Below are 21,478 nucleotides of genomic sequence, written 5' to 3' on the forward strand. Positions count from 1 at the left end.
GAGTTATGGATATCTTTAAGTCGCAGGAATCAAATGTTCAATGTTATGCCAACAACTTTCCCGTTGTATTTGAGAGCGCAAAAGGCTGTTGGATGACTGACGTAGACGGTAAGCGCTACCTTGATTTTCTAGCCGGCGCTGGTTCACTGAACTATGGACACAATAATCCGACGCTGAAAAAAGCGCTGATCGAGTATATCGAGAAAGACGGCATTACACACGGCCTAGACATGTATACAGAGGCGAAAGCACGCTTTCTCGAAGTATTTAAAAATCACATCTTGGCCCCACGTGGTTTGGACTACAAGTTCCAATTCACAGGCCCTACTGGTACCAACGCTGTGGAAGCGGCAATGAAGCTAGCTCGCAAAGTGACTGGGCGTTCAAACATTGTTTCTTTTACTAATGGTTTCCACGGTTGTACTTATGGTGCACTCGCGGTGACAGGTAACCATCACCATCGTGGTGGCGGCGGTATTCCAGTCAATAATTCAGTTACGCGTATTCCGTATGACGGCTATGCGAACGTTGATGGTCTCACCTTGTTTGAGACGATGCTTAATGACGCTTCAAGCGGTTTAACCGGTGGTGATAAACCTGCCGCTGTATTACTTGAGGTCGTTCAAGGTGAAGGTGGCTTAAATGCCGCATCTAATGAATGGTTACAACGCTTACAAACTATCTGTAAAGCACACGATATCCTGGTGATTGTCGATGATATTCAAGCAGGTTGTGGGCGTACGGGGACTTTCTTTAGCTTTGAGCCTTCAGGCATCAACCCTGATATTGTGACCTTGTCCAAATCCATTGGTGGTTACGGCTTACCTATGGCAGTCGTTCTACTCAAACCTGAGCTAGATCAATGGGCACCGGGTGAGCATAACGGTACATTCCGTGGTAACAACCATGCCTTTGTGACCGCTGCCGAAGCCATCGAAACCTATTGGCTAGATGATCAGTTCCAAACCCATATTCAATCGCGTGCGGATCAGCTCAACAAAGTCCTGCAAGATATGCTTGCTAAAAATAGCGACTTATTTGAGATCATCAAAGGACGAGGATTGATGCAGGGTATTGCCTGTAAGAACGGTGATATTGCCGACGACATTACCAGCTTGTGCTTTGATAATGGCATGATCATCGAAACAGCCGGCCCAGAAGACGAAGTGATTAAATTCTTCTCTCCGCTGACCGTCAGTGAAGCTGAAATGGAGAAAGGCTTACAAATTTTCGTTAAGTCCGTTGAGCAGTACAAGAAAGAGAAGCTCAAAAAAGCATCATAAAGACATAACGAATAGACAAATAATAAGGAACAATCATGATTGTCCGCACATTAGAAGAATGTCAAAACAGTGATCGCCGCGTGGTCGCAGAAAATTGGGAAAGCGTACGCATGTTGCTACGTGATGATAACATGGGATTTTCATTCCATATCACCACCATTTATGCGAACACAGACACGCATATCCATTATCAAAATCATCTAGAATCAGTCTATTGCATGTCTGGTGAGGGTGAGATTGAAACGACTGACGATGGCAAGGTTTATCCAATCAAGCCCGGCACGCTGTATATTCTAGATAAACATGACGAGCACCAGCTACGCGCAAATAAAGGTGTTGATATGGTCATGGCCTGTGTGTTCAACCCGCCCATCACAGGGAAAGAGACACACGATGAAAACGGTGTTTATCCATTAGTCGATTAACCGTCAAGGGGCAGCGGGATGCTGCCCCTGTAAACCCAATCGACCTTTTTGTTCATAAAGCCCACAAGGAGCTCACATGAATCATACCGTTGAAAAGATCGGCGGTACGTCGATGTCAGCCTACGACGCTGTCATGGATAACATCTTTTTGTACCCGTCAAACCCATATAACCGAATTTTTGTTGTTTCTGCTTACGCTGGCATCACGGATGCATTGCTGGAGTGTAAGCGTTCGGGTAAACCAGGCATTTATCGCTTACTCGCCGCGAACAATCCAAAATGGCGCGATGCTATGGATGAACTAGAACAGCGTATGCTATTGATTAATAGCAACATGTTCCCTGACCCTGTTTTTCGTGAGCGTGCCGATAATTTTATTCGCCAGCGAATGGAAAAAGCGCATAGCTGTATCGAAGGCATACTCGAAACCTGTAACTATGGGCAGTTTTCTCTGGAAAGCTATTTGCCGCAAGTCCGTGAGTTCCTGTCGTCAATTGGTGAAGCACATAGTGCACACAACTCGACGCTGCTCCTCGAAAGTGTTGGCATCAACTCACGATTTGTCGACCTGTCTGGCTGGGACAATCCGGATGAAGGTAAAGGTGATCTCAATACAGTCATCGCCAATGCGATGGACGACATTGATTTCAGCAATGAGCTGCCCATCGTTACCGGCTACGTCTACTGTGATGAAGGTCTGATGAAGACCTACGACCGCGGCTACAGTGAAATGACCTTTAGCCGAATTGCAGTGCTGACCAAGGCAAGCAGTGCCGTGATTCATAAAGAATACCATTTGAGCAGTGCAGACCCCCGCATTGTCGGTCCAGAACGTGTACAGCCAATGGGCCTCAGCAATTACGATGTGGCTGACCAACTGGCAAACCTTGGTATGGAAGCGATTCATCCTAACGCGGCCTCTGGCATGCGCGCTGTAGGCATTGAGTTGATCGTTAAAAATACCTTTGAACCTGAGCATGCTGGTACGGTGATCTCTCACAAATACCGTCCAAAGGACAATGAGATCGAAATCATTGCTGGCCGTGACAAAGTGCTTGCGCTACACATTTTTGACCAATCAATGGTCGGACATTGTGATCAAGTCAGTTACGACGTGATGGAAATCATTCGTGAAGAGAACGTTCAGCTAATCAGTAAAGAGATGAACGCTAACTCCATTACTTACTACTTAGATGGTAAGACTGCGAGCCAAGATAAGGTCATCAATCGGGTTGAAAAGCTATATCCAAAAGCGAAGATTACCGGTGAAATGGTCGCACTGATTTCTGTTATCGGCAGCCGTATCGACTCAAACCAAACAATGAGTAAAGGGATGCTTGCGCTACTTGATGCGGAGATCAACCCTAAAGCGGCTCACTCTTCAATGCGCGATGTGGATGTGCAATACGTTGTCCTTGATAAGTATTACCATGCCGCTATCTGTGCATTACACGCTTGCTTTATTGAAAAGCCCGCACCAAAACCGACAGTGCGTGCTGCATAACCTAGCAGCAACACATTGTGAGTTTGAAAATGCCTCCAACTTGGGGGCATTTTTATGCGTATTTTTCGCGTATTTGGCCAAGCTTATCCTTATAAACCACCAGCCTAATGTTTAATCATCATTGATAATGCCTAGATAGAAGGTAAAATGCCGCACTTTATTTGGTTAAGTGCTCTTCGTTTATGATCGACCCTAATTTGCTTCCTGTTTACTTAACAGCCGTTGCCGCGTTGCTATTCGTCCCCGGGCCAGATATGTTATTGATTATTAGCGCGAGTCTTAGCTATGGTCGACGGGTCGGTGTTGCCGCGAGTTTAGGCAACGCTACCTCTGGACTGATTCTTACCGTATTAGCGGCCACTGGCGTTTCAGCCGTGATTGCAATGTCCCCGATTGCGTTAACGGTTCTCCAGTATGTTGGTGCAGCGTATCTACTCAAAATGAGTATTGATACGTGGAGAGCATCACCTGCTGAAAGCGAAGCGGTACAGTATCAACAAAAAATGGGGCGCTATCTCTATAAGCGTGCCGTGATGACGAACCTGCTCAACCCTAAAGCGTTACTCTTTTTTGTTTTATTCTTGCCGCAGTTTATCTCACAGCAGATACAAGCATCATCGAGCACTCAGCTATTAACGCTCGGCCTTCTACTTAATGCACTCGGCCTTGCGTTTAATATCATACTGGTCGCGATCGTCGGTAAACTTGGCAAGCAGATGCTGACCAACACCCACATTCAAAGCTATCAACACAAAATTATGGCCATCGTCTTTGCATTATTGGCTATTTGGCTTTTTACTCAGCAGTTATCTGTATAGCGAGCTCCGCAGCGAAGCGGTAAGCCTGCAAAGATGAAAATCCAGCAATCAACAAACGTGAACTTAGACATCAAACTTTGTCATAATAGTCGCTCAGCTATCAATAGGAGAACGTGTCATGGATGAAAACACCGCCACGCTACTTAACTTGCGTGTTATAGAAGTTAGCGATTATCAACCCTTAGCAGAGTTGATGGACCTCGTCTTTCCAGATGTCGGCGGTGCTTGGCCAAAAAGCACGATCATGCAACTGGTAACGGCCTTCCCTGATGGCCAGATATGCATTGAAGATAACGGTAAAATCGTCGCCGCTGCCCTCACACTCAAAGTCTCTTACAACCGTTTTTCTCTCCCTCATACTTATAGCGATATCATTACTGACGACGGCGTAGTGTTTCATGATGCCAAAGGTGATGCGCTTTACGGGTTAGATGTGTTCGTGCATCCGGACTACCGCGGGCACCGCTTGGGACGTCGTCTCTATGAGGCGCGCAAAGATCTTTGCCAAGCATTAAATCTAAAGGCAATTCTAGCGGGTGGGCGCATTCCTGGTTATCACAAACATACCGATGTGTCAGTGACTGACTACATTAACAAGGTAAGACGTAAAGAGATTCACGATCCTATCCTCTCGTTTCAGCTGTCTAATGACTTTGACGTCAAACGGCTAATGAATCGTTATTTGCCCGAAGATGATAAATCCGCAGGTTACGCAACATTATTGGAGTGGGATAACTTCTTTTATGAGGAAGACGCATCATCGGTGCACGATATTGATAAAACCATTGTGCGCCTCGGGGTTGTGCAATGGCAGATGCGCCACGTGTTATCCGTTGACGACCTGCTCAACCAAGCCGAGTTTTTTGTTTCTTCTTTAGCCAATTATCAATCGGACTTTGCCCTATTCCCGGAATTTTTCTGTGCACCGTTAATGGGGCTTGCACCAGATAAACGCTCGGTGGAGGCGATACGTTTTCTTAGTGAGTTTACCCAAGCCATTAAACAACGCTTTTCTCAGCTTGCGGTGACTTACAACATCAATATTATCGCAGGGAGTATGCCAGTCCTCGAAGATGGCAAGCTCTACAATGTGTCTTACCTGATGCATCGAGACGGCAGCATTGACGAACAGTACAAAATCCATATCACGCCACATGAGCAACGAGACTGGGTGATCGATGGCGGTGATACAGTAAAAGTTATCGAAACCGACGCAGGCCGCGTTGGCATTCTTACTTGTTATGATGCGGAATTCCCAGAGTTAGGGCGGATCCTTGCCGAGCAAGGGGTACAGATTTTATTTGTTCCTTTCTGGACAGATACCAAAAATGGTTATCTTCGAGTCCGTTTGTGCGCTCAAGCTCGCGCAATTGAAAACGAATGTTATGTTGCTATTGGTGGTAGTGTCGGCAACTTGCCCCGTGTCGATAACGTTGATATTCAATATGCCCAGTCGGCGGTCTTTTCACCGTCTGATGTGTATTTCCCTCACGATGCGACACTCGCAGAGGCGAACGCAAACACGGAGATGATGATCTTCGCGGATGTTGACCTTGATAAGCTCAAAATGCTGCATGAACGAGGCTCGGTGACGAACTTGAAACACCGTAGGCCCAAGCTCTATGCTAGCCATTTAAGTCAAGAGTAGCCTTAATCCAGCCTCGCCGAGTGCGAGGCTTTAATTTGTAAACAGGAGAAAAAAAAGACTAGATTCCCATACACATTTACCAAAAGCTTCTATCCTTACTCAACAAACTGCTTATTTTTTATTCAGTGCGATATTGAGGTGAGATTATGAAGCTCAAATATAAAATGTTACTGAGCCTATTAGGTATCGGAGCTATCCCTGCCTTAATCATTAGCTTTCTTGCTTTAAGTACGGCTTCGTCATCCCTTGAGAATCAGACGTTTAATCAGTTAGAAGCTTTAAGGGAAGTAAAAAAGTCAGCGATCAAACGTTACTTCCAAACCACTGAAGGACAGATAATTACCACCGCTGAGACTCCCTCTGTATCCGCAGCTATGGCCAATATGATTGCTGCGATGAAAACACTCCCGTCCACTTCTTCAACGCAAACACGATCAAAATTGATCAATTATTATCAACGCCACCTGATTGAGCCGCTTGAAAACGTGAGTACCCAGGCACCAGCAAGCGCAAGCAATATAGTGAGTAACCTAACGCCACAAGCTGTAGCACTGCAAAACGCTTATGTGCTCGACAACCCTTACCCTAAAGAAGAGAAAGGCGCCTACGTCTCCAGCGGGCAGTTCAAACAATATGATCAAACCCACCAGAATATTCATTCATACTTACGCGATGTTCAGGAGAAATTTGGTTACTACGACATATTTATGATCGAAGCCAATGAAGGCCAGATCCTTTACTCTGCGTCTAAAGAACTTGATTTCGGCACCTCGGTAGAAACGGGTCCTTTTAGTCGCTCTGGGCTCGCCGAAGCGTTCCGTCAAGCCAGGACATTGGCCGATGGCGATACCGTCATTATCGATTTTTCACCCTACGCAGCCTCGGCCAACGAGCCAGCAGGGTTTCTCGCATCACCAATTTATCAGGCTGGTCGCGTAATTGGAGTGCTTGCTTATCAGTTTCCGATAGATAGGCTCAGTGCGATTATGGCAGAGCGGGAGGGGCTCGGAAATACAGGCGAAACCTACTTAGTAGGCCAAGATAATTTAATGCGTTCAAACTCTTTTCTCGATCCAGATAATCGCTCAGTTCTTGCTTCATTTATGCAACCGGCACAAGGCAGCGTTAAAACCCTTGCGGTTCAGCGTGCGATACAGGGCGAAACTGGAATTGATATTGTCAACGATTATAACGGTAATCCCGTGCTATCTGCTTATGCCCCGCTCACGGTAAGTGGTTTAAGTTGGGCAATTATCGCAGAAATGGATGTCAACGAGGCCTTTTCAGCACTCAACCAATTGCGAACTCTCATTGCCAGTATCGTTGTCATTGCGGTAATTGTTATTGTGGTCATCGCGATCGTTTTAACCCGTTCAATCACCCGCCCAATTGGTGGTGAGCCAAATGAGATGGCTAAAATAGTACAAAAAATTGCTGATGGCGATCTGAGGGTACGTTTCAATTCAGACTCAAAAGCGACCGGGATCTACCATTCCATGCGTGCCATGGTAAAAAACCTCACAGCAATGGTATGTGACATTATCGGCGCCACTAACCAACAAGCGACTGCAGCAGAGCAGCTATCATCCTCGAGCGTGCAAACGTTAACTAACTTCGAAGCGCAAAATGCACGAACAGAGCAAGTTGCAGCAGCGATGGAAGAAATGACAGCCACAGCGAACCAAATATCTTCGAGCTCAGCATCCACAGCTGATGCAACAGAAAAAGCTCGCTCGTTGATTCATCAAGGTGATCAGCAAGTGACCCAATCGGTAGACGCTATCCAAGACCTTGTATCTCGCTTAAATCATGCCAAGGAAAAAACGGATGCACTCGGGAAAAGCGCCGAAGAAATATCCAGCATCCTGGTCACAATTAGCCAAATTGCCGATCAAACCAACCTATTAGCATTAAACGCGGCTATTGAAGCAGCCCGTGCTGGCGAGCAAGGGAGAGGGTTTGCTGTCGTCGCCGACGAAGTACGCACACTGTCTCAAAGCACACAACAAGCCACCAGTGAAATCACTCAGATGATTGATAATCTTCAACACAACTCCAGCACCACTACACAAGCAATCTCCGCGAGTGCGACAACAGCCAACCATGTATCAGAGCGGGCAGAGAAAAGCCTATCGTCGCTCAAGCAAGCGGTAAACGCGGTGGATGAAATTGCAGACATGGCAATGCAAATGGCCAGTGCCTCTGAAGAGCAATCGCTGGTGGCAACCGAAATTAATCAGAACTTAGAAGATATTAACACCATGACAGGAGAGAACCGCCAGGCAATGGATCAGATCACTCAAGCAACGCAGGATCTCAGTGAACTGTCCCATACACTAAAAGGGCACACACAAAAATTCCACTGTGGATAAGGTAACATGTCAATGCTTGTGCAATGGAGTCAATCGCACTGACTTTGTCCAAGGTCAGTGCATTTACTGGTGCAAAGGAACACTCTCTTGATAGAATCACCCCGTATCTGCGAAAGCGTTATTAAGAGAGATTCCCAATGGGACGAAGTTTTGAAGTTCGTAAAGCGTCAATGGCCAAAACCCAAGGCGCAAAAATTAAGGTTTACTCAAAATACGGTAAAGAGATTTACGTATGTGCTAAAAATGGTGGCTCAGATCCAGAGAGTAATCTATCACTGCGCCGTTTGATTGAAAAAGCCAAGAAAGATCAAGTGCCTGGGCATGTCATCGACAAGGCTCTTGATAAAGCTAATGGCTCTGGTGGTGAAAACTATGAAGTGGCTCGGTACGAAGGGTTCGGCCCTGGTAGCTGTGCGGTGATTGTTGATTGTTTAACCGACAACAACAGCCGTACCTACATGGATGTTCGCCAATGCTTTGTCAAAAATGATGCGAAAATTGGTACACCGGGCGCGGTGTCTCATATGTTTGAACATCAAGCGGTGTTTCAATTTCAAGGTACAGATGAAGAAGGCACGCTAGAAGCGTTGGTCATGGCTGATGTGGATGTCTCCGACATTGAAGCGGACGAAGGGGTGATTACGGTTTTCGCGCCTCATACAGAGTTTTTCAAAGTGAAAAATGCGCTGAGCGACTTCCTTGGCGACACGCCGATTGATCTTGAGGAGATCACCTTTGTCCCTCAAATCGATACTGAGGTCAGTGGCGATGATGTTGAACGTTTTGAAAAGTTCCTCGACATGCTTAATGATTGCGACGACGTACAAAACGTCTATCACAACGCTGAGCTAGTATAGTTCCGAGCTTGACACACTAGAGCGCCTCACCTCAGAGATGGCGCTCTACTTTTCATCAAGTTGGGTTAATAACATTTGTGAGAACAACGCCCAACTCTGACGAAACCGATCCTCGCCTTGCGATAAATAGCTTTGTAAGCCCGCCCCGAGAAAGAAAGCGTCCACTACCCGAATTGCCGTATCTATCTGATACTGCGGAATCTTCCCTTGATAAAAGTACTCAATTGCTCGGGTATATTCGGTTAAGCCGTGCTGAGAAAAACGTTGTATTGCCGCACGAAATTGCCCATCAAATAATGCTTGAGTCGTGAAGCTATACATCGCCTTCATCGCATAAGGCTCGCATTGCATGGTCAGGTATAAGGTATCGCCTGTCACCGCTAAATAACTTTCAAAGTCTTCGAAATTAGCCGGCTCAGCCACGGCTAAAAACATCGAAATGAGCTCATCCACAGCCGCATACTTTACTGCATCAAGATTATCAAAGTGATGATAGAGCGCGCCTTTGCTGATCCCCGCTTTTTTACCCAACTTTGTTGCTGTGAGTGCCGCAAGCCCTTCATTACCAACGATTTCCAATGTGGTTGAAAGAATATGTTGCCGCATCGCCCGCGACGCAATTTCATGCTTATTCATCGTTATTTGATCAAATTTGAAAGTCCAAGTGAAAAAATAAAACATACCGAATGTTCATTCAAATATTTACGCGCAAAATGTGACCGATAACCGAATGATTTATCGACAGCTATGCGTGCCAAAAAAGGATAAGTGAAAGTCGATGTTGTAAAATAACAGCCGAGCACGCAAAGACAGGTGCGGTCTCTGTGTCTACAATAACAAGAGGAAAATCAACGAAAGTCGGATAGGAACGATGAAAAGATTATGGGCTTTATTACTGATTATGAGTGTCTCGGTATCCGTGAATGCCAAAACGACTTATGTAGTAGGCGTACAGAGCTTTTCTCAGTATTATCCCTTTTCAGCATATTCTAATCGCAGTTATTCAGGGTTTAATCGCGAGTTACTCGATATGTTCGCCAACACGCATCACTATCGATTTGTGTACAAAGCTTTACCACTCACAAGCCTTCCTTCCCGTTTTGTCGATGGTGTCGTTGATCTTAAATATCCAGATAGTCCCGATTGGGATCGCGACATCAAAAAAGGCGTCAATGTCATTTACAGTGAGCCTGTGGTTGATTATATCGACGGCGTCATGGTTATCGACCAAAACTATGGTCAACCTATTGACCAATTACATCGACTAGGAACCGTCGTAGGCTTTACCCCTGAACTTTATCAATCACGTATCCGTTCGGGCCAAACACGCATAAATGAGAGTTACAAATATGATTCTTTGATGATGAAGCTTGTCAGCGGTCGTATTGATGGCGGCTATGCCAATATCGCTGTTGCACAGTTTTATCTTGATCAAATGGGCTTTAAAAAAGGATCGGTACGCTTTGATGATACCTTGCCCCATGAAAAAGGGACTCGACGGCTTTCCACCATCCATCATCCCAAGCTCATCGACGAATTCAATCAGTTTCTATCCGATAAGCAAGAGGCGATATCTGCACTAAAAGCGCGCTATGGCATAGAGTAAGTGAGAATTATCAGAGCAACGCTGTCAACGCCTTCCTTTGAGGGAGCGAATCAGTTAATGCTTTAATTCAGTATACGATATTGTATACTCGAGCCGCCCATTCAGGCAGGATAAGTGTGTTGTGCCAATATAGTGAAGAGTACTCTTGAATAATCAGCTTATCAGTTTGGATTTATTTTACGCGATAGAGCATCTGATGCCCGGTAAGCGCACGGCGGCATTGTTTCGTCGCTCGATCAAACATCTCCCTGTCACGACCTTGTCTCTCCCTCACTATGATTCTGCAGCCGGACTTCAGCTCGCGCTCTTTCGCCACTGTCGAAACTATGTCGCGTTTACGCAAGGCAAACCTATCTCACCCGATTTTGACTTTTCTGGTACCGCTGAACAGATCCTAGCGGCAGAGTCGGTAATGAAGGCATTTATTCGCGGCGCCTATTGGTGGGTTGAGTATCATATGGGGCTATATCGTGAAGACTGGAGTCAAGAGCAGACGCAACGTTGGTTAAGAGATTTACGGCTGTTGGTACAAGTTATTATTGGGATTGGTAATTGCACGAATGCTGCCTTTTTAATCACCCACCGCGGCCCGATTCAAGCGCTCACTTATGATACGCATTTAGAACCCTTCCTAAACAATTATTAGCGCGGTGATCGAGCGCGCTATTCATTGATGGTTTCGCTGTTTCGTCATGTTTTTTCGATAGCCTGAGTCCAATACTCATGAAATAGGCTCTTGTATGAAGCGATTAAAACGCTATCAATATGAGCGATACGCCATACTCTGTCGTGCCTCTTACCCTACCTATTTTGATCACACCCAGTATGGATTCAGTCCCCATGGTCGGCGTGATATTTATGACCGATGGGGACGATGTATTATCCGGGTGCTGTGGCGGGAAAACGATGACGCGGTCGTGGTCTTTCGTGGTTCGCAAACCGCCTGGGATTGGTTGGTCAACTGTGCGTGCACACCTAAAACGATCACTATCGATGGTAAGAAGTGTCACGTCCATTGGGGGTTTCACTATCTTCTCACACAAAAAAGTTTGTCATGGCAACCGCACAAACGCCAATACCGACACATGACAGACAGCCAGTTTGCGGATATTGCCCAAGCGGCCGATCACACCGTGCTTGAAGGAGAGACAGTACTCACTAAATTAATCTCTGCGTTAACCCCTTTTTTACACGCAGGTAAACATATTTCTTTTATCGGCCATTCATCAGGGGGCGCCATGGCGATTATCGCTGCAGCAAAGCTAAATCATCAATTTGGCGGAGCGATAAAGCGCATCGTGACGTTTGGACAGCCGGCTGCCGGAATGTGGCGTTTTAAGCAATTATACCCTTTCTCAACACGTACCTATCGTATCTGTTGTGATGTCGATATGGTCACATTCTTACCTGCCATTCCCTTCGTGTACTGGCATGTAGGACGATTACTTTGGTTACACGAGAATAAAATTTATACCAATACACCCTCTTTATTTCGAATCTTGCGCGTCCTCTATAGTTGGTTAACGCGCCCGATTGCCTACCATTACATGGATAAATATATCCGGCGCAAGGATTACTTTGACCAGCACTAGCCCTCACATCAGTCATGCGGTGAAGTGTGAACTATGTTGAAGCGTGATCCTGTGCGCACGGATCCCGGCTGACTCAAGAAGTTAACCAATGATTCATGAGGTTTTAACAGTGGCTCACCATCCTTTTGATCGCGCCCACAATTTATGATGGGTCAGTATAACTATTTAATCACGATCAGAAAGGAACCATGCCGTGAGCAAGCATATTGATCAACGTCCATTAGATACAGAGCCTGAGTTCAACCGCTTTATTGATGCAGCATTAAGTCGTCGCCGTTTTTTACAAGGCACCGGAGCGGCCAGTGCTGTCGCTTTTTTTGCTGCCAATCCAGTTGCGAAAGCAGTAGCAGATACAATGAGCCACAGTGAACTGCTCGGCTTTGAGGCGATCCCAACATCAACAACTGATACAGTGAACGTACCTTCAGGATATAAAGCTGACGTACTGGTCTCTTGGGGCGATCCTCTTTTCGCTAACGCACCTGCTTTTTCCCAACAAAATGGCGCCGATGCCCAAGCACTCCAATTTGGTGATAACAATGATGGCATGACGTTTTTCCCTCTCGCCAATGATCGTGCTTTATTAGCGGTAAATAATGAATACATCAATGATGAATATTTATTTGAGCACGGCGGTAAAAATATTTCGGCTGATGATGCACGTAAGTCACAAGCGGCGCATGGCGTCTCTTTGGTTGAGTTGAAAAAAATGGATGGCCGCTGGCACGTCAACCAAGAGGGCCGCTTGAATCGTCGTATTACGGCCTACACTGAAATGGCCATGACGGGCCCCGCAGCCGGGCATTCGTTACTCAAAACCGCCGCCGATCCTTCAGGAAAAACGATTCTGGGCACCTTTAACAATTGTGCTAATGGCGAAACACCCTGGGGCACGTACCTGACCTGCGAAGAAAACTTTAACGGCTATTTTGCCAGCGCAAAAAACGTTACCTTGGGCAAAACGTATCAGCGCTACGGTATCAGCGATTCTGATTGGGGCTATGATTGGTACAAACATGACGAACGCTTCGATGTGGCTAAACATCCCAACGAGCCACATCGCTTTGGTTGGGTGGTTGAAATTGATCCTATGGATCCGAACTCAACGCCGAAAAAGCGCAGTGCACTAGGGCGCTTTAAACACGAGAATGCCGCACTCACTGTTAATGACGATGGTCATGTTGTGGTTTACATGGGTGACGACGAGCGTGGCGAACACCTTTATAAGTTTGTCTCTGAGGGAAAATACGATCCGAGTAAAGGTAGCGCTAATCGTGATTTGCTCGAAAATGGCACCTTGTATGTCGCCAAATTTACTGGCAGCGACGACGAGCTAAACGGCCAAGGTGAATGGTTAGCGCTGACCTTTGGCAAAAACGGTCTCACGCCAGAAAACGGCTTTCCTGATGAGGCCAGCGTGCTCATTTTTGCCCGAGAAGCAGCAACACAAGTGGGGGCCACTACCATGGACCGCCCAGAATGGGTGGCCGTGCATGCCGACAAAAAACACGTTTTCTGCACGTTAACCAATAATAAGTACCGCGGCGTCAAAGACAATCAACCCCTCAATGCCGCTAACCCCCGCACGGAAAATCCTTATGGCCATATTATTCGTTGGGCTCCTACTCAAGGCGATCATACCCGTGACACCTTTGAGTGGGATATTTTTGTGATGGCAGGCCATCCTGAAAAGCAATCTGGCCTAATGGCAGGCACAGACAACATCAACAAAGACAATATGTTTAACAGCCCGGATGGCATCGGCTTTGATCGCGCCGGACGTCTTTGGATCCAAACCGACGGCAATTATTCCAACGAAGGCGATTTTGCCGGCATGGGCAATAACCAAATGTTATGCGCGGATACTCAAACAGGCGAAATTCGTCGCTTCCTCACGGGGCCTACCTCATGTGAGATCACAGGGCTGACGTTTACCCCTGATTCACGCACTATGTTTGTCGGCGTCCAACACCCTGGTGCTCACTTTCCTGCTGGTGGCAACGCTATACCGCGCTCTTCGGTCATCATGATCACCAAAGAAGACGGCGGAGTCATTGGTAGTTAAGCCGTTTAACTCACGAACTCCCGACAAAGCCCTTATTTTTATGAGGGCTTTTTATATGTCCTTCAAACCACCACACCCGACGCTCAAACACGCACGACCCATAAGCTTATATCTTGGTGACGGACAGCGGAATGAACACTATTTGCAAAGTATGCGTTTTATTTTTGTTCACTTGGGGGCAGAATAGCGCCATCACTCGGGTAGGCGTTAACGGAAACCATGGAGATAGATTTTTTGTCTGAGTTAAGCAATATTGTCCAACTACTGTTAGAAAACAAGTTATTAACCACCGTCGGAGTGGTTGTCGTAGTCAGTCTTGTTCGCCGACTGATCCTACGCCACATTCGTGGTGACAGTAATTTTCTTAGCGAAGATCAGCGTAAATGGATGTCTCGCACGAAAAACGGGGCGTTTACTACCCTGTTACTCTTTCTATTCCTGTTTTGGAACACCGAAATCAATGAATTTGCGTTATCATTGACCGCCATCGCCGTTGCTGTTGTCGTCGCCTCAAAAGAGATCATTTTATGTTTTACCGGTTCAATTCAACGCGCGAGCTCTCGCTCGTTTCGTATTGGCGATTGGATTGAAGTCGGTAACACACGCGGTGAGGTGATCGAACACAATTTAATGGCGACGAAAATTCAAGAAATTGATACCCATAATGGCCATTATTGCTATACCGGAAAAACCGCGACCCTCCCAAATAGCTTGTTCTTTGCCACCACGGTGAAAAATCTTAACTTTATGAAGCGGTATGTGTATCACCATTTTCATCTGGTGATCCGCGGCGATATTAATTTATATCCGCATATTCCCGCGTTATTGGCACGTATTGACGATCATAGTGAAGATTTTATGGATATCGCTCGGCGATACAATCATGTGATAGAGCGTCATGCGGGCGTCGATTTACCCGGCCCTGAGCCGCATTTATATTTATCGCACACCGAAACAGGCGAACAGCTTGTTCACGTTCGACTCTTTTGCCCAACAGAGCGCGCAGCGGAACTGGAGCAGCTGATCCGTGAAGATATTATGACATTGTATTGCGAGAAGCTGCTTCCCATCGCAGACGGTAAACAACTGGAAGCGGAAGAGCCACAGACAACAGATACCTCTGTGCCGTTGGCCAACGCGTAACAACTAGAAGCGCTCATTCCCCTCATGAGCGCTTTTTTGATCGAAAGCACTTTTTTCGAAAGATTTTGGGGTCGAAAAAAGCAAATTATCGTCGAAAAAAATTATAGCAGAAACAGTGTCCCTAAACCCAAAAAGGCGACAAAGCCGACAATGTCCGTCACAGTGGTTAAGATCACTGAGCCGGAGAGTGCTGGGTCAATTTTCAGTTTATTTAATAGCACTGGAATAAATATTCCTGCCAAGGCGGCACTGATAATATTAGCGACTATTGCACTCCCAATCACCGCACCTAAGCCCCAACTATCAAACCAATATCCTGCAATAACACCAATCACCACAGCCCATAAAATCCCATTAAATAAGCCGACTTTGAACTCTTTCGTAAGCAGGGGTTTTAAGTTGGACTTAGAAATTTGTCCAAGTGCTAAACCACGTACGATCAAGGTGAGCGTTTGGCTGCCGGCAATTCCTCCCATGGATGCAACAACCGGCATTAATACCGCCAGCGCCACCACTTGTTGTAGCGTAGCTTCAAACAAACCGATAAACCAGGAGGCGAGAAAGGCCGTCATTAAGTTGATACCCAGCCATAGTGCGCGATTTCGAGCACTTTTCATCACCGGCGAGAATAAGTCCTCGTCTTCATCTAGACCCGCAGAGGCCATAATTTGCGCTTCGGCACGCTCGGCCTGCATCTCATAGGCGGTGCCCAAATCGAAACGACCAATCAAGAGCCCTCCCTCGTCGAGTACGGGTAAGGCAATCTCTTCACTGTTTGCCACTTTGTCAGCACTGGCGTAGATGTCATCGCGCGCATTCAAGCTGGGAAATTGGTCTCGAACCAGCTCACTAATTTTTAATCGTCCATCCGCGCCAAATAACTGGTGGATTGGCACCGCACCCACCCAAAAGCCTCGACTATCGACCACAAATACGTGATCACAATACTTTGGCATGACACGCCGCAACCATCGTAATACCACGTTAATTTTCGTTTTTGCAGGAACGACCAAAGGCTGATGATCACACCAATGCCCAACCTGATTATCTGCATACTGCTGGGCGGAGGCATAACGTTGCTTTTGCTCTGAATCCATCCGACCTAGCGCTTCTTCCAGTAATGGCTCGGTCAGCACATCTTGCAGCTCAAGTAAGGTATCAGCATCCAAGTCGGCGAATAGTGCATGCAACTGATCATCATCCACCGCACGGATAATCGCTTCACTGGCATCATCTCGCATTTCAGCCAGCACAGGCAGCTGCAATGACGACGACAGTTGTTCCCAGAATCCCACACGATCGGTCAACGGTAAGGCTTCTAACAATAACGCAAGGCTATCTAAACTATGTGCCTGCTCAATATCTTGCACGACATCAAGCGAACCTTGATCGACTTTTGACAGCAGATCATCAATCACTTCTTGTCTCTCACTGGTTTGCATGGTATTTCCTTCATAACGAAACCATGGGCGGAAAACGCATTGGCTAGGCCCGATGAGGATCATCCGTCGCCCACAAAATGCCATGACATCGCCGCAATTGGTATGCGATGGTTATCACATATCATCGCTGATTTTTCTGATTCTTACCACGCATAATCATTATCGCTTCTATGGTGAGACAAGGGCTAAATAACAACGAGTAATGATGACAATGCCTGTAAAATCGAACGATAAAGTCTGTGTCGGTTGGCGCGAATGGGTGAGCCTTCCTGAGCTCGATATAGCCCGCATCAAAGCGAAAATCGATACGGGTGCACGCACCTCCTGTTTACACACGTTTAAAATTGAAGAGTTCGAGAAAAGCGGCCAGGCGTGGGTAAGATTCTGGGTCCATCCAAACCAAGGCGATGACGAAACCGCCGTTCAAGCCGAAGCACCGGTTCTCGCACGACGCCTCGTACGTGATTCCGGAGGACACGAGCAACTACGATATGTGATACAAACAACGATAAAAGCGGGAACCTTGTGTTATCCCATCGAAATGACACTCACCGCACGCGATAACATGCGATTTCGTATGTTACTGGGACGCACCGCAATGGCAGGTAAGATCATTGTCGATCCCATGTCTTCATTCCTCCTCGGTAAATAAGGAGCCCCAAGCGCAATGAAAATCGGTATTCTTTCGCGTAACAAAAATCTTTACTCTACGCGCCGCCTCATCGAAGCCTGCGAACAACGTGGCCATGATTACAAGATCATCGACGCATTACGCTGCTATATGAGTATCAACTCAACCCAACCGTCTATTCATTTAGCAGGGGAAGATCTCGGTGGGTTCGATGCGATTATTCCACGGATTGGCGCGTCCGTTACCTACTATGGCTGTGCTGTCTTACGCCAGTTTGAAATGATGGGCGTCTTTCCGATGAACGAGTCTGTCGCCATCACACGTTCGCGGGATAAGCTGCGTTCTATGCAGCTGCTATCACGCAAAGGCATCGGTATGCCGCACACTGGTTTTGCCAGTAAACCGGGTGATATTGCCGATTTGCTGACGATGGTCGGAGGCACGCCAGTGGTGGTGAAACTGCTTGAGGGAACCCAAGGTATTGGCGTTGTGCTCGCCGAGACCAAAAAAGCCGCAGAAAGTGTGATCGAAGCATTTATGGGCCTTAAAGCCGATATCTTAGTGCAAGAATATATTCGAGAATCAAGCGGTGCTGATATTCGCTGCTTTGTTATCGGCGATAAGGTGATTGCGTCGATGAAACGCCAAGCACAACCTGGCGAGTTTCGATCGAATCTTCATCGTGGCGGGACCGCGACCCTCGTTCGGATCACACCTACAGAGCGCAGAACCGCAGTGGCGGCAGCCAAAGCCATGGGACTGAATGTCGCGGGCGTCGATCTGTTACGTTCAGAACGTGGCCCGTTGGTCATGGAAGTCAATTCATCACCAGGTTTAGAAGGCATCGAGCGCGCAACAGGAAAAGATGTTGCCGGACTAGTGATTGATTATATAGAAAAAAATGCCAAACCTCAGAGGACACGCACACGTGGGAAGGGCTAAACAAAGCGACGCTATCGAGATCGGTGGACAACATATTCAAGCCGGTCAGCGAGCGAGTCTCGAACTTGAAATTGCTCGTTTGTACACACATTCACCGCTTAACGTCAGTGTTGAAGTACTGCATGGTAAGTTAAATGGCCCTGTGCTGCTTGTTTGTGCCGCCATCCACGGAGATGAGCTCAACGGTATTGAAGTGGTTCGTCAAGTCATGGCCAAAATCGATCCGAAAAAGTTACATGGCACCTTAATCGCGATTCCTGTTGTGAATGTGTTTGGGTTTATTCACAAATCACGGTATCTCCCTGACCGCCGAGATTTAAATCGCTCATTCCCCGGATCAGAGCGAGGATCAATAGCGGGAAGAATGGCGTATCAGCTCTTTGAGCAAGTGATTCGCCAATGTAGCCATGTTATCGATTTACATACCGCGGCCATTCATCGCACCAACCTGCCTCAGATTAGAGCCAATCTGGAGAATCAAGAGGCGGCGGCGATGGCAACCGCATTTGGCGCGCCTGTGGTGGTCGATGCCGCATTGCGTGAAGGATCGCTACGCGCCGAAGCTGAGCGTATTGATATTCCCGTGATCACCTATGAAGCCGGTGAGGCGCTTCGTTTTGAGCCTTATGCGATTAATGCCGGTGTACGAGGGGTGATTCGTGTGATGCGCTACCTGGGCATGTTACGCCAAACACGTCGAAAAACGCCTTATCAGCCCGTCACAGCCCGATCAACAAAATGGGTGCGTGCAGAAGCCGATGGTTTATTGAGAAGTCACGTGGCGCTTGGACAAAGTGTCAACCGCGATCAAGTCATTGGCATTATCAGTGATCCCGCAGGCACAACAGAAACCGAAATCAAAGCCCAGCAAAGTGGTATCGTCATTGGTCAGCATACCCTCCCTGTAGTGAATGAAGGGGATGCGATTTTCCATATTGCGTTCTTCTCACAGCCCGATGACTTGATTGAGCAACATATGGAAGATTATCGCGATCAAGTGAAAGATGATCTCGATGATGAAATAAAATGGGGGATTGGCACCCTATCAAGTTGATCCCAGCAGTAAAAAGCAACCGTACTACTTGCATCGATCACCAGGATTCATAACACTAGACGCCTGTAGCACGGACTCCTGTCCGGTCAACAAGAGGAATAACATCATGCTGACATGGCAAGACATCGTCGCTCGAAGTGAAAACGGCAATCTCACACCGCCGTCGCGAGTAGAAAAAACCGAACAAGAGTGGCAAGCACAACTCAGTGATGACGCTTTCCGAGTGACACGCCAAAAGGGCACAGAACGCGCGTTTAGCTCGGGCATGTGTACTCTATTTGAGCCAGGCCTCTACGGCTGCGTGTGCTGCGGCACCTTGCTGTTTGATGCCGGCGAAAAGTTCGATTCAGGCACAGGTTGGCCCTCGTTTACCCAGCCAGCGCAAGACAATGCCATTGCCTATCACAAAGATACAACCCATGGCATGACGCGTATTGAAACCACCTGTGCCAGCTGTGATGCTCACCTGGGTCACGTCTTCCCAGATGGTCCCGAGCCATCTGGCTTACGTTTTTGTATGAATGCCATTGCACTTAAAAAAATGGATTAATGCTTTAAAGGGCGAGTCTGCCTCGCCCCGTATTTTACTCAGCAATACCGCCTTGTGTCAGTTTGGTTGGATCAAGCAACTCAGCCAGCTTTTCTCGGTCTAGATCAGTTTCTTCTTCTGCAACATCCAAAATAGGGCGGCCTTGTTGATACGCTTTTTTCGCGATGTCAGCCGCTTTCAAGTATCCAACCACAGGATTAAGCGCCGTCACTAAAATCGGATTGCGAGACAGTGCAGCTTGCAAATTGTCCTCTCTGACCTTAAAACTACGAATGGCTTTATCTGCCAGCAGTCGGCTAGAGCCTGCGAGTAAATGAATACTTTGCAGTAAGTTTGAGGCAATAACAGGTAACATCACATTCAATTCAAAATTACCCGACTGACCGGCTACAGTGACAGTGGTGTCGTTGCCCATGACTTGTGCCGCGACCATAGCAGCGGATTCTGGAATAACAGGATTCACTTTCCCCGGCATAATAGACGATCCCGGCTGTAACCCCTCTAGCTCAATTTCTCCTAACCCGGCAAGTGGGCCCGAGTTCATCCAACGTAAATCGTTACTCAGTTTCATGGTTGCCACTGCGGTGGTCTTTAACTGACCATGCAGTGCCACCAGCGCATCCTGACTACCAATGGCAAAAAATGGATTCTCGCTCGCCGTGAATGAGGAGTGGCTACACGCACAGATTGCTTTGGCAAAACGCTCGGCAAATAATGGATGAGCATTGATTCCCGTCCCTACTGCCGTGCCACCCTGTGCCAGTGCGCGCACCGATGATAGGCTTTGGGTAATTAGTACCATCGCATGTTCTATTTGCTGCGACCAAGCCTCCAGCTCCTGTCCAAGCGTCACAGGCATCGCATCCATCAAATGGGTACGACCCGTTTTCACGATATGGCCGACTTTGCTTTTCTTTTCCTGTAACGCGTCACGTAAATGCACTAACGCGGGAAGTAAGGCTTTTTCACAGCCCAAAGTAGCACTGATCTGAATAGCCGTAGGAATAGAGTCGTTACTGCTTTGGCTCATATTGACATGATCGTTGGGGCTGACCGTTTCATCACACTTTTCAGAGGCCAAGGTTGCCAGCACTTCATTCATATTCATGTTTGAGCTAGTGCCTGAGCCGGTCTGAAATACATCCACCGGAAACTGCGCTAAATGCTCACCATCCATGATGGCTTCGGCACTTTGGCGAATCGCGTGGGCGATGTTGCCATCCAGTAAGCCCAGCTCTTCGTTAGCCGTTGCCGCTGCATGTTTCACCATAGCTAACGCGCGAATAAAGTCCGCTGGCATGGTCAGTTCGCTGACCGAGAAATTGTTTACCGCTCGTTGGGTCTGCGCTTGATACAAGGCATCCGCCGGCACCTCAACATCGCCCATACTGTCTTTTTCGATACGAGTTTTTGTCATGGTCATATCCTTTTGTTTCACTATACTTTTCGATAATAGTTATCATTAACATATTAGCCACGGTTATTGAAACGTATACGCCTTACGCATTTCAAAAATGTCGTGCTAGGGCTTGTTTGATGTCCTAAG

19 protein-coding genes are annotated in these 21,478 nt (G+C 47.2%); 16 read left to right on the forward strand and 3 right to left on the reverse strand.

What is annotated here, in order from left to right; all coding sequences use genetic code 11:
- Positions 1-5 precede the first annotated feature (5 nt).
- The 7 genes from ectB (at position 6) to BZG75_RS08425 (ending at position 8,907) form a co-directional block, all read left to right on the forward strand.
- On the forward strand, positions 6-1,283 hold the full coding sequence (ectB, locus tag BZG75_RS08395; protein ID WP_077576705.1) for a diaminobutyrate--2-oxoglutarate transaminase: 1,278 nt from the start codon (positions 6-8) through the stop codon (positions 1,281-1,283).
- A 35-nt stretch (positions 1,284-1,318) separates the two neighbouring features.
- Positions 1,319-1,708: an ectoine synthase gene (locus tag BZG75_RS08400; RefSeq protein WP_021024031.1), complete on the forward strand. Its 390-nt coding sequence runs from the start codon at positions 1,319-1,321 to the stop codon at positions 1,706-1,708.
- Between the two features lie 76 nt (positions 1,709-1,784).
- Positions 1,785-3,212: an aspartate kinase gene (locus tag BZG75_RS08405; RefSeq protein ID WP_077576706.1), complete on the forward strand. Its 1,428-nt coding sequence runs from the start codon at positions 1,785-1,787 to the stop codon at positions 3,210-3,212.
- A 182-nt stretch (positions 3,213-3,394) separates the two neighbouring features.
- On the forward strand, positions 3,395-4,030 hold the full coding sequence (locus BZG75_RS08410) for a LysE family translocator (protein ID WP_021024029.1): 636 nt from the start codon (positions 3,395-3,397) through the stop codon (positions 4,028-4,030).
- A 118-nt stretch (positions 4,031-4,148) separates the two neighbouring features.
- Positions 4,149-5,678, forward strand: a complete 1,530-nt coding sequence (locus BZG75_RS08415) for a bifunctional GNAT family N-acetyltransferase/carbon-nitrogen hydrolase family protein (RefSeq protein ID WP_021024028.1) — start codon at positions 4,149-4,151, stop codon at positions 5,676-5,678.
- A gap of 146 nt (positions 5,679-5,824) precedes the next feature.
- Complete coding sequence (locus BZG75_RS08420) at positions 5,825-8,050, forward strand: methyl-accepting chemotaxis protein (RefSeq protein ID WP_077576707.1); 2,226 nt, start codon at positions 5,825-5,827, stop codon at positions 8,048-8,050.
- 137 nt (positions 8,051-8,187) lie between these two features.
- Positions 8,188-8,907 carry a YebC/PmpR family DNA-binding transcriptional regulator gene (locus BZG75_RS08425; protein WP_077576708.1) on the forward strand — a complete coding sequence of 240 codons (720 nt, stop codon included), beginning with the start codon at positions 8,188-8,190 and terminating at the stop codon, positions 8,905-8,907.
- 45 nt (positions 8,908-8,952) lie between these two features.
- Here the strand turns inward: BZG75_RS08425 and BZG75_RS08430 are convergent, their stop codons facing one another.
- On the reverse strand, positions 8,953-9,543 hold the full coding sequence (locus tag BZG75_RS08430; RefSeq protein WP_158009973.1) for a TetR/AcrR family transcriptional regulator: 591 nt from the start codon (positions 9,541-9,543) through the stop codon (positions 8,953-8,955).
- Between the two features lie 235 nt (positions 9,544-9,778).
- On the opposite strand from BZG75_RS08430, the gene BZG75_RS08435 reads away from it, so the two are divergent.
- From BZG75_RS08435 to BZG75_RS08455, 5 genes are all read left to right on the forward strand, one after another.
- Positions 9,779-10,513 (forward strand): transporter substrate-binding domain-containing protein, encoded by a 735-nt coding sequence (locus tag BZG75_RS08435; RefSeq protein ID WP_077576710.1) that lies wholly within the window; start codon positions 9,779-9,781, stop codon positions 10,511-10,513.
- A gap of 145 nt (positions 10,514-10,658) precedes the next feature.
- Positions 10,659-11,159, forward strand: a complete 501-nt coding sequence (locus tag BZG75_RS08440) for a hypothetical protein (protein WP_025744358.1) — start codon at positions 10,659-10,661, stop codon at positions 11,157-11,159.
- A gap of 94 nt (positions 11,160-11,253) precedes the next feature.
- Entirely contained in the window at positions 11,254-12,105 is an 852-nt protein-coding gene (locus BZG75_RS08445) for a lipase family protein (protein ID WP_077461419.1), read from the forward strand.
- A gap of 193 nt (positions 12,106-12,298) precedes the next feature.
- Positions 12,299-14,170, forward strand: a complete 1,872-nt coding sequence (locus BZG75_RS08450; RefSeq protein WP_077461420.1) for a PhoX family protein — start codon at positions 12,299-12,301, stop codon at positions 14,168-14,170.
- Positions 14,171-14,404: 234 nt separating this feature from the next.
- Positions 14,405-15,313: a mechanosensitive ion channel family protein gene (locus BZG75_RS08455; RefSeq protein WP_025744772.1), complete on the forward strand. Its 909-nt coding sequence runs from the start codon at positions 14,405-14,407 to the stop codon at positions 15,311-15,313.
- A 101-nt stretch (positions 15,314-15,414) separates the two neighbouring features.
- On the opposite strand, the gene BZG75_RS08460 is transcribed toward BZG75_RS08455, so the two are convergent.
- Complete coding sequence (locus BZG75_RS08460) at positions 15,415-16,755, reverse strand: magnesium transporter (RefSeq protein ID WP_077576711.1); 1,341 nt, start codon at positions 16,753-16,755, stop codon at positions 15,415-15,417.
- Positions 16,756-16,966: 211 nt separating this feature from the next.
- On the opposite strand from BZG75_RS08460, the gene BZG75_RS08465 reads away from it, so the two are divergent.
- From BZG75_RS08465 to msrB, 4 genes are all read left to right on the forward strand, one after another.
- Positions 16,967-17,407: an ATP-dependent zinc protease family protein gene (locus BZG75_RS08465; protein WP_198532344.1), complete on the forward strand. Its 441-nt coding sequence runs from the start codon at positions 16,967-16,969 to the stop codon at positions 17,405-17,407.
- Positions 17,408-17,422: 15 nt separating this feature from the next.
- Positions 17,423-18,328, forward strand: a complete 906-nt coding sequence (gene rimK / locus BZG75_RS08470; RefSeq protein ID WP_025744775.1) for a 30S ribosomal protein S6--L-glutamate ligase — start codon at positions 17,423-17,425, stop codon at positions 18,326-18,328.
- Entirely contained in the window at positions 18,315-19,382 is a 1,068-nt protein-coding gene (locus tag BZG75_RS08475) for a succinylglutamate desuccinylase/aspartoacylase family protein (protein WP_077576712.1), read from the forward strand. Before rimK ends, BZG75_RS08475 begins: the two co-directional genes overlap by 14 nt.
- A 106-nt stretch (positions 19,383-19,488) precedes the next feature.
- Positions 19,489-19,932, forward strand: coding sequence for a peptide-methionine (R)-S-oxide reductase MsrB (msrB, locus tag BZG75_RS08480; RefSeq protein WP_025744776.1), 444 nt, complete (start codon positions 19,489-19,491; stop codon positions 19,930-19,932).
- Positions 19,933-19,966: 34 nt separating this feature from the next.
- On the opposite strand, the gene BZG75_RS08485 is transcribed toward msrB, so the two are convergent.
- Positions 19,967-21,355 carry a class II fumarate hydratase gene (locus tag BZG75_RS08485; RefSeq protein ID WP_077576713.1) on the reverse strand — a complete coding sequence of 463 codons (1,389 nt, stop codon included), beginning with the start codon at positions 21,353-21,355 and terminating at the stop codon, positions 19,967-19,969.
- Positions 21,356-21,478: the final 123 nt, after the last annotated feature.

The sequence above is a fragment of the Salinivibrio sp. AR640 genome, assembly GCF_001995405.1.
Classification (GTDB): Bacteria; Pseudomonadota; Gammaproteobacteria; order Enterobacterales; family Vibrionaceae; genus Salinivibrio; species Salinivibrio costicola.